The sequence below is a fragment of the Microvirga arsenatis genome, from assembly GCF_009910705.1.
Taxonomy (GTDB): Bacteria; Pseudomonadota; Alphaproteobacteria; order Rhizobiales; family Beijerinckiaceae; genus Microvirga; species Microvirga arsenatis.
This window is the reverse complement of sequence record NZ_JAAAXJ010000007.1, coordinates 75,534-86,843: the sequence shown is the minus strand read 5'-3', so window position 1 is coordinate 86,843 and position 11,310 is coordinate 75,534. Positions and strand designations below refer to the sequence as shown.

Sequence of the window (11,310 nt, the reverse complement as noted above, 5' to 3'; positions counted from 1 at the left end):
AGGCTTCAGGCGTGGCCGGCTTCCATGGACAGCATGGCGGGCTCGATGCCGATCTTGCGCAGGGCCATCTCGTAGCGAAGATCGGCGGCGGTGTTGAAGACGAGTTCCGCATCGGCCGGAGTGTTGAGCCAGCCGTTGGCCTGCAGTTCCATCTCCAGCTGGCCTGCGCCCCAGCCGGCATAGCCCAGCGCGAGCACCGCGTTCTGAGGCCCGCGACCGGCGGCGATGGCGCGCAGGATGTCGATGGTGGCGGTGAGGCAGATGCTGTCGTCGATGGGCAGCGTCGATTGGGCGATGTGGAAGTCCGGCGAATGGAGCACGAAGCCGCGGCTCGTCTCCACGGGCCCGCCCATGAGCACCTGCATGTTCTCCACCCGCTGCGGCAGCCGGATGCGCTCGACCTCCGGAAGGATCTCGAGCTGTACCAGGAGATCGGGCATGTTCAGGTGGGCGGCCGGCCGGTTGAGGATGATCCCCATCGCCCCTTCCGCCGAATGGGCGCAGATATAGATGACCGCGCGCGCGAAGCGCTCGTCGACCATGCCCGGCATGGCCACGATGAGCTGCCCGTCCAGGTAAGGGGTTTCGGTGCCGTATGAAGGTATCTGAGAGCCCATATCTACAATCTGCCTTGCCGGGCTGGCCGCCCAATCACAGGATCGTGGATGGCAGACCCGAGGATAAACGCATAAGGGAAGTGCCTCAGGGAGGCGTCAGTTCCATGGCATTCATGCTTCGCGCCGCTTCAGCCGCGATTTTTTTGATTGTGTCCCTCGCGACTGCCGGTGCGCAAGCCCTCAAGCCTTCCGCCAGCGCCCAAGGGTTCCATTCCCGCGCCCGCCTGATCGCGGGGGGCGAACAGGGCGAGGCCCAGCTTGCGGGCGTCGAGATCACCCTGGATCCCGGGTTCAAGACCTACTGGCGCACCCCGGGCGATTCCGGACTGCCGCCCCGCTTCGACTGGTCCGGCTCGGAGAACCTCGCGAGCGCCGAGATCCGCTGGCCTGCCCCCGCCCGGCACGAGGATGCCGCAGGCGTCACCTACGTCTATGCCAAGCAGGTGGTGCTGCCGGTGCTCGTGAAGGCGAAGGACAGGAGCAGGCCGGTCAAGCTGGCCCTGAGCCTCGAATACGGGGTCTGCAAGGACATCTGCATCCCCGCCCATGCGAACCTCGCCCTGGACCTGTCGGGGGCCGCCTCAAGCCGCGGAGCCATCGAGGCTGCCCTGGCCAAGGTGCCGGTGCCGCAGGCCCTGGGGGCGCAGGGGCCGCTGTCGGTGCTCTCCGTTGCCCCGCTTTCCGGAGGCAAGCCTGCCTTCACCGCCACCATCCGCGCTCCCTCGGGCGCGAAGCCGGCCCTCTTCGCCGAGGGGCCCGAACACTGGTACCTCTCGACCTCCGCGCCTGATGAGGCCGGCCGCATCGCCGTCACGGTCGAGGAGAAGCCGAAGGACGCTTCGGGCAGGGTGCCGGTCGTGCTGACCCTCGTCGCGGACGGTCAGGCGGTGGAGACGCAGATCGACCTCGACGGCAGCGGCGTCCCACGCTAGGGATGGCCCATCATCAATGGCATAGCTTTGGAGAACGTGCCCATGCCGATTCAGGTTGGAGAACGCCTGCCCCAGGTCACTTTCCGCGTGATGACCCCCGACGGTCCCGTGGCCAAGACCACGGACGACCTGTTCAAGGGCCGCAAGGTGGTTCTCGTCGCCGTCCCCGGAGCCTTCACGCCCACCTGCCACCGCAACCACCTGCCCGGCTACGTGCAGAAGAAGGACGAGATCCTGGCCAAGGGCGTCGATGCCATTCTGGTCACCTCGGTCAACGACGTCTTCGTGCTGGACGCCTGGGGCAAGTCCGCCGGCGCCGAGGGCATCGAGTTCATCTCCGACGGCAATGCCGACTTCGCCAAGTCCATCGGCCTGTCCATGGACGGCTCCGGCTTCGGCCTCGGCACCCGCTCCCAGCGCTATTCCATGGTGGTCGAGGACGGCGTGGTTAAGGCGCTCAACGTGGAGGACTCACCCTCCAAGGCGCAGCATTCCGGTGCCGAGAACCTCCTGAAGGATCTCTGAAAAATTCACCGCCTTCGTCATCACCCGCCTTGTGCCGGTGATCCCGATCAGCGACGGAGGCGCTTCAAACAAGCGGGATGGCCGGGACAAGCCCGGCCATGACATCCGAAATTCATCCCAGAACGTTAGACGCTGGCCCTCCGGCCTCGCCTCTTGAACGGCTGCATCGCCGCGACCGCCAGCTCGTCGACGCGGATGTTGACCGGGTCGTCCGCATGGCCCTTGACCCAATGCCAGGCCACCTTGTGCCGGGAGGCCGCCTCGTCGAGCTCGCGCCAGAGATCCTCGTTCTTCACCGGCTTGTTGTCGGCGGTGCGCCAGCCGCGCCGCTTCCAGTTGTGCATCCATTGGGTGATGCCCTGGCGCACGTACTGGGAATCGGTGAACAGGTCGACCGTGCAGGAGCGCTTGAGGGCGTTCAGCCCCTCGATGGCGGCGCGGATCTCCATGCGGTTGTTGGTGGTCTGCGCCTCCCCGCCCGAGATCTCCTTCTCCTTGCCCTTGAAGGAGAGGATGGCCGCCCAGCCGCCGGGCCCCGGATTGCCCGAGCAGGCCCCGTCCGTATAGATCGTCACGCGCTCGGTCTCGCTCATGCCTCAAGCCCGTATTCGCGCGCGTGCCGCACATGGCGGTGGAAGTTGAGCTTCCGGTCGTACTCGAGCGGGTCCTTCGGCTTCACCAGCGCCCCCGGCGGCACGTTGAGCCAGTCCACCAGCCGGGTCAGCATGAAGCGCATGGCCGAGCCGCGGCAGAGCGCCGGCAGGGCTTCGATCTCGTCCGCGCCGAGCCGGCGCACCGACTGGTAGCCTGCCAGCATCGCCCGGCCCTTGGTGAGGTTGAACGAGCCGTCGGTCTCGAAGCACCAGGCATTGAGGCAGATGGCCACGTCGTAGGCGAAGGCGTCCGTGCAGGCGAAGTAGAAGTCGATCAGACCCGAGACCTCGGGGCCGATGAAGAACACGTTGTCGGTGAAAAGGTCGGCATGGACGATGCCGGTGGGCAGACCCCGCGGCCAGGAGGCCTCGAGATCCGCCAGCTCCCGCCGCGTCCGCTCGGCGAGGCCAGGGGACACCGTGTCGGCCTGGGCCTCCGCCTGGGCGAAGAGCGGCGCCCATGCCTCCAGCGACAGGGCATTGGGCCGCTGCATGGGGAAATCCTGGCCCGCGAGGTGCAGCTTCGCCAGCGCCGCGCCCAGCGCCCCGCAATGCTGCGCCGTGGGACGGCGCACCGCGATTCCGTCCAGGAAGGTGATGATCACGGCGGGCCGCCCGGCGACCCGCCCCAGGGCCTCGCCCCGGCGGTTGTTGACCGGCAGCGGGCAGTTCAGCCCCTTGCGCGCCAGATGCTGCATGAGGCCGAGGAAGAAGGGCAAATCCGCCTCCCGCACCCGCTTCTCGTAGAGGGTCAGGATGTAGGAGCCCCTGGTGGTGTGGAGGAAGTAGTTGGTGTTCTCCACCCCCTCGGCGATGCCCTTGTAGGACAGCACCGTGCCGATGTCGTAGGTTTCGAGGAAGGCGGAAAGCTCTTCGTCGCTGACTTCCGTATAGACCGCCACCGCCTACTCCGCCGCCTGCTCACGCAACTCGCGCGGCAAAGGAAAGAACACGCTCTCGTCCGCCGTGGACACGCTCTCGACCGAGACCTCGTAGCGCTCGGCAAAGGCGTCGATGATCTCTTCCACCAGGATCTCGGGCGCCGAGGCGCCGGCCGTGATGCCGAGCGTCCGGATGCTGCCGAACAGGCTCCAGTCAATGTCCTCCGCCCGCAGGATCAGCCGCACCAGGGGGCAGCCCTCGCGCTCCGCGACCTCGCGCAGGCGCTGGGAGTTGGAGGAATTGGGCGAGCCCACCACGATCATGGCCTCCACCTGCGGCGCCACCCGCTTGACCGCACCCTGGCGGTTGGTGGTGGCGTAGCAGATGTCCTCCTTGTGCGGCCCGACGATGGCGGGGAAGCGGGCCTTCAGCGCATCGACCATGTCCTGGGTGTCGTCCACGGAGAGCGTCGTCTGCGTCACGAAGGCCAGGTTCCTGGGATCTTCGGGCTGGAGCCGGGCGATGTCGTCCACCGTCTCGACCAGGGTCACGGCGCCCTGGGGCAGCTGGCCCATGGTGCCGATGACCTCGGGGTGGCCCGCATGGCCGATCAGGATGATGTGGCGGCCGCGCTTGTGGTGGATCTGCGCCTCCCGGTGGACCTTGGTCACGAGCGGGCATGTGGCATCGATGGCGAAGAGGTTGCGGGCCTGGGCTGCGTCCGGCACCGACTTCGGAACGCCGTGGGCCGAGAAGATCACCGGGGCATCCGTGTCCGGCACCTCGTCGAGCTCCCGGACGAAGACCGCCCCCTTCCGCCTGAGGTTTTCCACCACGTATTTGTTGTGCACGATCTCGTGCCGCACATAGACCGGCGCACCATGGATGGCGAGCGCCTTCTCGACCGCATCGATGGCACGGACGACCCCGGCGCAGAAGCCGCGCGGGGCACAGAGCAGGATGTCGAGAGGGGGCTTGGTCATGATGAGCCGATGTGGCGAGACCGAGCCCCTCCTGTCAAGCGGGAGCGACGGTTATTCGCGGCGGGGATGACATCGGGGACATCCCCTCTCCCGGGCGGGAGAGGGAGCAGCGCGTGCGGTGAGACACCCGATGGACGATCTCCTTCAAGAAACGCTCGCGCCTAAGCCCAAGAATCCCTAGAAAGGTGAAACAGCTTTTCACCTCCCCGATCACCCATGGCATCCACGGCTTCCCACGTCAGCTTCCTCCCACCCATCCTCACCTTCTGCGGGGCGGCCGTCGTTGCCGTTCCCGTGTTCCGGCTCATGGGGTTGAGCGCCGTCCTGGGCTACCTGGCGGCGGGCGTCGCCATCGGCCCCTCGGGCCTGAGCCTCGTGGAGGATCCGCAGACCATCGCCACCGTCGCCGAGCTCGGGGTGGTCCTGCTGCTGTTCATCGTCGGGCTCGAGCTGAAGCTGTCCCACCTCTGGGAGATGAAGCGGGACATCTTCGGCCTTGGCTTCGCGCAGATGGCGGTGACCGCCATCTGTCTCGGCAGCGCTGCCATGGCCGTGGGCTTCTCGCCGGCAGCCTCCTTCGTCACCGGCGTCGCCCTGGCCCTCTCGGCCACGGCCATCGCCCTCCAGATGCTGGGGGAGCGCAACGACCTGCAGACCCCCTATGGTCAGCGCTCCTTCGCCATCCTGCTCTTCCAGGACCTGTCCGTGGTCCCTCTGCTCGCGCTCCTGCCGCTGCTGGCCTCCGGAGCGGCCGCGGAACAGGGTTCCCTCGCAGACCGTCTCCTGGCTGTCGGCGAGGCGCTTGTGGGCATCGCGGCCGTGGTTCTGGTCGGCCGGTACGGGCTCAACCCGTTCTTCCGGATCCTTGCCCGCAGCGGCGCCCGGGAGGTGATGACCGCCTCCGCGCTGCTCGTGGTGCTCGGCGCTGCCCTTTTCATGCAGGAGGTCGGCCTGTCCATGGCCATGGGCGCCTTCCTGGCAGGGCTTCTGCTGGCCGAGTCGAACTTCCGGCACCAGTTGGAGGCCGACATCGAGCCCTTCCGCGGCATGCTGCTCGGCCTGTTCTTCATGAGCGTGGGCATGTCCATCGACCTGGCCCTGGTTCGGGAGCAATGGCTGATCCTGGCCGTTGCCGTGCCGACGGTCCTCCTCGGCAAGACCGTGCTCCTGGCCCTTTTGTCCAGGCTGTTCGGGGCGAGCTGGCGCGACGGCCTGCGCTCCGGCACCATCCTGTGCCCCGCGGGCGAATTCACCTTCGTGCTGATCCCCCTGGCCATGAGCCTCGGCCTCATGGCCCCCGCCGAGGCGCAGCCGGTCACGGCGCTGGCCGCCATCACGATGCTGCTGGGGCCGCTTCTGTCGACCCTCGTCGAAAAACTCCTCGCCAGCCGCCGCGCCGCCGAGGAGGAGCCGGACGCGCCCACGCTTCATGGCGCCGAAGGAGTGCTGGAAAGCCGCGTCCTCGTGATCGGCTTCGGCCGTTTCGGCCAGATCGTGAACCAGGTTCTCCTGGCGCAGGGCATTCAGGCCACCGTGATCGACACGAACGTGGAGCGCATTCGCGATGCGGGACGCTTCGGGCTCCAGGTCTATTACGGCGACGGCACGCGCCTCGACGTGCTGCGCGCCGCCGGCGCCGAGAAGGCCGAGATGATCTGCATCTGCATCGACGATCACGACGCGATGATGAAGATCATCGATATCATCCACGAGAATTTCCAGAACGCCCGCAGCTTCGTCCGCGCCTTCGACCGCATCCATGCCATTGAGCTCATGAATCGCGACGTGGACTACCAGATCCGCGAGGTCTTCGAATCCGCGATCGTCTTCGGGCGCGCGGCGCTCGAGGAGCTCGGGGTCGAACCCAGCGCGGCCGCTGCCGCCGCCAGCGACGTCCGCAAGCGCGACATCGCCCGCCTGGTCCTGCAAAAAGAGGTCGGCGCCATGGGCGGCGCGGAACTCGTGATGGGCTCCAAGATTACCCCCGAGCCGCTGACGGCGCCCGCAGGCAAGGCGCGCGCCCTCAGCCCGGAGACGCGGGACATTCTCGGCGAAGGGGTGATGTGATGGACGCAAGTCCCTCGACAGGTGAGCTTGGAAAGGCGGACGTCCCACGCTTCGTCATCGGCTCCACCATGCGCCATGTGCTGGTGATGACGAGCACGGGCGCGGCCGGGCTGATCGCCATCTTCATCGTCGATCTGGTCTCGCTTCTCTACATCTCCTGGCTCAACGATCCGAGCATGACCGCCGGCGTCGGCCTTGCGACGGTGGTGATGTTCTTCACCATCTCGATCAATGTGGGCCTGATGATTCCCATCGGCGCCCTCGTCTCGCGGGCGCTCGGCGCGCGCAGGCCCGACGACGCCCGGCGCCTCGCGACCTCGTGCACCGTCCTCATGGCAGCGGTCGCAGCCGTGGTCAGCCTCGTTCTGCTGCCGCTGCTCCCGCTCATCCTGAACGCCATGGGCGCGGGCGCGCAGACGGTTGAGGTGGCGCGCAGCTTCCTCTGGATCGCGCTGCCCACCAACGCGCTCATGGCGATCGGCATGGCGTTCTCCACCATCCTGCGGGCCGCGGGCGACGCCAAGCGCAGCATGTATGCCACCCTGTCGGTTGCGGCCGTCACCGTGATCCTCGACCCGATCCTGATCTTCGCGCTCGACATGAAGGCCAACGGCGCTGCCTGGACGATCAATATCGCGCGCCTGGCCTACCTCTATGTGGGCTACCGGTATCTGACGCGCAGCCACGATCTTCTCGAGAGGCCGAAGCTGGCATCGATCCTGCGCGATGCACGGCCGTTCTTCGCCATCGCGGTTCCGGCGATCCTGACCAACATCGCGGCCCCCATCGCCAATGCCTTCTTCACCAGCATCATGGCGCAGTTCGGGGATCAGGCCGTTGCTGCCTCCGCCATCATCGACCGGGTGACGCCGGTCGCCTTCGCCGGCGTCTTCGCGCTGGCGGGCGCCATCGGGCCCGTGCTCGGGCAGAACTGGGGCGCTCAGCGCTACGACCGCATGCGCCAGACGCTCAAGGATGCGCTTACCTTCACGGTCGTTTATGTGGGAAGTGTATGGCTGGTGCTGTTCCTCGTGCAGGTTCCGATCACCGAAGCCTTCAAGGCGCCGCCGGAAACGGCCGAGATCGTGCGGTTCTTCTGCCAGCTCAGCGGGTTCATCTGGTTCTTCATCAGCCTGGTCTTCGTGGCGAATGCCTCGTTCAACAACCTGGGCTACCCCCTGCTCTCGACCTTCTTCAACTGGGGCCGTGCAACGCTCGGCATGATTCCCTTCGCCTATCTCGGAGCCCATTGGGGCGGCCCGAACGGGGCCCTGATCGGGATCGGCGTCGGATCGGTGGCCTTCGGTATCGCCGCCGTCATCACCGCGTTCTGGACAATCCGTCGCCTGGAGAGGCAGGCTGCCCCGGCGGTGTGACGGCTCGTTTCTAGCGTATGGGTTTCGAGGAGGCTGCCATGTTCAACTGGTTCGATCTGATGCGCCAGGCCCAGACCAGCGCCGCGCTGAATGCCATTGCCCAGCAGTTTCATCTCTCAGGCGACCAGCCGCAGCGGACCATGGCAGCGTTCATGCCCGCCTTCGCCATGGGGCTCCAGCACGCCATGACCTCGAGCGATCCGGCTCGCGTGCTTCAATCCATGATGGGAGGGGCCTACCAGAATTTCTGGCAGGCGGCCGGCAATCCCCTCACCCCTCAGGCTCAGCAGGAAGGCCGAAAGCTGCTCGACCAGATCTTCGGCTCCGACGACGTCAGCCGGCGCGTGGCGCAACAGGCGGCGAGCTATGCAGGGATCAGCGCCGACACCATGCAGCAAATGCTGCCGGTGCTCGCGGGAATCCTGGCCGGCGGCACGTCGCAATGGATGATGGCGCATGCGCAGGCCTTCCAGAATTTCGCGGCCTCGAAGGACAGTCAGCAGACTCCCTCGGAATCGGCCAATCCGTGGACGGATCTCTGGGCAAACTGGATGAAGGCCGCGTCTCCCGACAAGAAGCCGGCCAATCCCTTTGAGGAGATGTTCGCCGGCTTCTTCCAGATGCCGCCGCCCGCAGAGCCGCCGCAGCCGGAACCTCCGGCTCCCTCCTCGGCCACCTCCTTGGACGAGATGATGAAGCAGGGACGCGAGATGCAGATGCAGTATCTCACGTCCCTGCAATCCATTTTCGCCGATGCCTGGAAGGCCGACGGCAGCAAGAGCTAGGCGCAGCCTTTCGCCGGCCTCATCATCGGAACGACAGGGCGGACCTGCCGGGTTGGCGGTCGAGACCTCTCGCCACGGGAGTGTTGCCCCGCACTGCGCACCAGCACCGAAGACGGGTTGTGCAGCAACGGCTCCGACAGCGCGCTTTGCACGTCGCCGCGGGTGAGCCCGATGTCCTTCAGCATGCGATCGTCGAACTCGGCGAGGTGCCGGACCTCTCGCCGATCCTTCAGCGCATTGACGAGACCCGTGAGCACGCGGACGAACTGCCCGATGGCAGCCATGCCTGAGAAGGTCATCGTGGATAGTATTGACCGATTCATCGAAGGTCTCCTTGCTTTCACTCTCGATCGACTGCTCCGGAAGGGGACTGGCGCCTCCTTCCAGCTTCCATGAGAGCTCCCACCAGGGACCTCTCACTTAAGGCATTGATTCTGCTGAATCATTTTCATCATGTGGAAGGTTGTACCACAAGATATCACATCACTTGAAACGATTGTTTGAGATATGTATCATCACGTTGATTGATGATGAGGATTGAGCCATGCACCTGCTCGATATCGACCAGCTCAGAACCTTCGTGGCCATTGCGGATACCGGATCCTTCACCCGCGCGGCGGAGATCGTGCACAAGACGCAGAGCGCCGTGTCCATGCAGATGAAGCGGCTGGAGGACCGGGTGGGCAAGCCGATCTTCGAGCGCGACGGGCGCCTGTCCAAGCTCACGGACGAGGGCGAGCGCCTGCTCGACTATGCGCGCCGGATCGTGCGGCTGAACGCGGAATGCATGGCCTCCTTCAACGACAACGAGCTCACCGGCCGCGTGCGCCTCGGCCTTCCCGACGACTATGCCGACCGCTACCTGCCCGAGATCCTGGCCCGCTTCTCGCGCTCCAACCCGAAGGCGGAGGTGACGGTGATGTGCGAGCCGACGCCGAACCTGATCGAGCGGGTGCAGCACGGGGATCTCGACCTGGCCATCATCACCCATGTGGACCGGCGCGGCCCCTCGGAGATCGTGCGCATCGAGCAGCTCCTGTGGGTCACCTCCGCCCGCCACGGGGTGCACGAGGAGACGCCGATCCCGCTGGCGCTCGGCCGCCCGAGCTGCGACTGGCGCCATTCCGCCACCGAGGTGCTGGAAAGCGCGGACCGCCCCTTCCGCATCGCCTATGTGAGCTGGCATTCCACCGCCGTGGGCGCCGCGGTGCTGGCGGGCCTTGCGGTCTCCGTGCTGCCGGAAAGCGCCGTGCGGCCCGGCATGCGCATCCTCGGCCCCTCCGACGGCTTCCCGGCCCTGCCCTCGTGCAAGATCGGCCTCATCCGCGCCCGCGGCGAGGAGAACCCGCTCGCGGATGCGCTCGGCTTCCACATCAAGCAGTCGCTGGACAATCTGGGCTCCACCCGCAACGTGCAGCCGCTCGCGGCCGAATGACCCTTATTTCGCGGCCGCCGGCCGGCGCAGCACGAGCACGTTGCCGACGAGCGCCAGCACGACGCCGATCACGGCGAGCGGCGTCCACGCATAGCCCTCGATCACGGTGGAGACCGTGAGCGCCACGATGGGAAACAGCACCGTGGCGTAGCCCGCCCGCGCGGCCCCGAGGCGGCGCAGCAGGGTGAGGTACGCCATGAAGGCCAGCACCGAGGCGCCGACCGCGAGATAGACGAGCGAGCCGACATACTTCACCGTGGGCTCGATGATGAAGGCATTGCCGCGCAGCAGGTTGACCGCCAGCAGCACGCCGCATCCGTAGGTCATGCCCCAGGCGGTGGCGGAGAGCAGCGGCACGCCCCGGCGCTGCACCACCGTCGAGACCATGTTGCCCGAGCAGAAGAACAGGGTGCCCATCACGCACAGGGCCAGACCTTTCAGCGCCGCCGCGTTGAAGCCGGCGCCCGCGATCTCCGGCCAGAACAGGAACACGATGCCGGCGACCCCGATGACGCCGCCCAGCGCCACCCGCGGCTCCGGCCTCTGCCGGAAAATGGCGAAGCCGAGCACGAGGTTGAACACGGAGGCCAGCGAGAACACCACCGAGAGCAGGCCGGACGGGATGGTCAGCCCACCGTAGTAGAACGAGACGAAGTTGAACGAGAACAGGCAGCACCCCACGCCCATGAAGCGCAGATGTTCGGCCAGGGCGAAGCGCACCCGGTGGCCGGTGGCGAGCACCCAGCCCCACATGAGCACGGCGGCGAGCAGGAAGCGCCACAGCACCGACATCTCCGGCGCCACGATGCCGAGCTGCGCCCGGATGCCGATCCAGCTCACCCCCCACAGGAACACGGTGGCCGCGTAGAGGCCCAGGGTCGTGCCGTCGATTCCCTTCAGGCTCTGCTCCGGCAGGGCGGCGGTGGCATGGCTCATGGCGATTCATCCTCGTGCGAGTCCTTCGGATACGCCCGAAGGCCCATCAGCACAAATGATGATCTCTGATCGTTTTCCGCTGAAACGGTGATGAAACCTCCCGGGACGGGCGGTTTGCC

Annotated in this window: 12 protein-coding genes; 6 read left to right on the top strand and 6 right to left on the bottom strand. The window is 66.6% G+C overall.

Translation table 11 applies throughout. From position 1 onward, the window contains the following. Positions 1-5 precede the first annotated feature (5 nt). Positions 6-617 carry a YqgE/AlgH family protein gene (locus GR303_RS14450; protein WP_161722955.1) on the bottom strand — a complete coding sequence of 204 codons (612 nt, stop codon included), beginning with the start codon at positions 615-617 and terminating at the stop codon, positions 6-8. Between the two features lie 104 nt (positions 618-721). Between GR303_RS14450 and GR303_RS14445 the strand changes: the two genes are divergently transcribed. Both GR303_RS14445 and GR303_RS14440 read left to right on the top strand, forming a co-directional pair. After that, entirely contained in the window at positions 722-1,549 is an 828-nt protein-coding gene (locus GR303_RS14445; protein ID WP_161722954.1) for a protein-disulfide reductase DsbD domain-containing protein, read from the top strand. A gap of 42 nt (positions 1,550-1,591) precedes the next feature. After that, on the top strand, positions 1,592-2,074 hold the full coding sequence (locus tag GR303_RS14440) for a peroxiredoxin (RefSeq protein WP_161722953.1): 483 nt from the start codon (positions 1,592-1,594) through the stop codon (positions 2,072-2,074). Between the two features lie 125 nt (positions 2,075-2,199). On the opposite strand, the gene rnhA is transcribed toward GR303_RS14440, so the two are convergent. Genes rnhA through ispH form a run of 3 tightly spaced genes read right to left on the bottom strand, consistent with a single transcriptional unit; the run spans position 2,200 to position 4,592 of the window. After that, positions 2,200-2,667 (bottom strand): ribonuclease HI, encoded by a 468-nt coding sequence (gene rnhA / locus GR303_RS14435; RefSeq protein WP_161722952.1) that lies wholly within the window; start codon positions 2,665-2,667, stop codon positions 2,200-2,202. Beyond that, positions 2,664-3,629, bottom strand: coding sequence for a homoserine kinase (locus GR303_RS14430; RefSeq protein ID WP_161722951.1), 966 nt, complete (start codon positions 3,627-3,629; stop codon positions 2,664-2,666). Before GR303_RS14430 ends, rnhA begins: the two co-directional genes overlap by 4 nt. Before the next feature lie 3 nt (positions 3,630-3,632). After that, the gene (gene ispH / locus GR303_RS14425) at positions 3,633-4,592 is read right to left on the bottom strand and encodes a 4-hydroxy-3-methylbut-2-enyl diphosphate reductase (protein ID WP_161722950.1); all 960 of its coding nucleotides are present in this window, start codon (positions 4,590-4,592) and stop codon (positions 3,633-3,635) included. 216 nt (positions 4,593-4,808) lie between these two features. Here ispH and GR303_RS14420 point away from each other — a divergent pair, with 216 nt between their 5' ends. The 3 genes from GR303_RS14420 to GR303_RS14410 are packed head-to-tail and all read left to right on the top strand — an operon-like array spanning position 4,809 to position 8,820. Continuing rightward, positions 4,809-6,659 (top strand): monovalent cation:proton antiporter-2 (CPA2) family protein, encoded by a 1,851-nt coding sequence (locus tag GR303_RS14420; RefSeq protein ID WP_161722949.1) that lies wholly within the window; start codon positions 4,809-4,811, stop codon positions 6,657-6,659. Further along, positions 6,659-8,035, top strand: a complete 1,377-nt coding sequence (locus GR303_RS14415) for an MATE family efflux transporter (RefSeq protein WP_161722948.1) — start codon at positions 6,659-6,661, stop codon at positions 8,033-8,035. Before GR303_RS14420 ends, GR303_RS14415 begins: the two co-directional genes overlap by 1 nt. 38 nt (positions 8,036-8,073) lie before the next feature. Then, positions 8,074-8,820 carry a DUF937 domain-containing protein gene (locus tag GR303_RS14410; RefSeq protein ID WP_161722947.1) on the top strand — a complete coding sequence of 249 codons (747 nt, stop codon included), beginning with the start codon at positions 8,074-8,076 and terminating at the stop codon, positions 8,818-8,820. Here the strand turns inward: GR303_RS14410 and GR303_RS14405 are convergent. Further along, positions 8,817-9,143, bottom strand: coding sequence for a DUF1127 domain-containing protein (locus GR303_RS14405; RefSeq protein ID WP_161722946.1), 327 nt, complete (start codon positions 9,141-9,143; stop codon positions 8,817-8,819). The two genes, GR303_RS14410 and GR303_RS14405, sit on opposite strands and share 4 nt — an antisense overlap. A 221-nt stretch (positions 9,144-9,364) precedes the next feature. On the opposite strand from GR303_RS14405, the gene GR303_RS14400 reads away from it, so the two are divergent. After that, on the top strand, positions 9,365-10,255 hold the full coding sequence (locus tag GR303_RS14400) for a LysR substrate-binding domain-containing protein (protein WP_161722945.1): 891 nt from the start codon (positions 9,365-9,367) through the stop codon (positions 10,253-10,255). Between the two features lie 3 nt (positions 10,256-10,258). Here GR303_RS14400 and GR303_RS14395 read toward each other — a convergent pair whose 3' ends face one another. Then, entirely contained in the window at positions 10,259-11,191 is a 933-nt protein-coding gene (locus GR303_RS14395; protein WP_161722944.1) for a DMT family transporter, read from the bottom strand. Positions 11,192-11,310 lie beyond the last annotated feature (119 nt).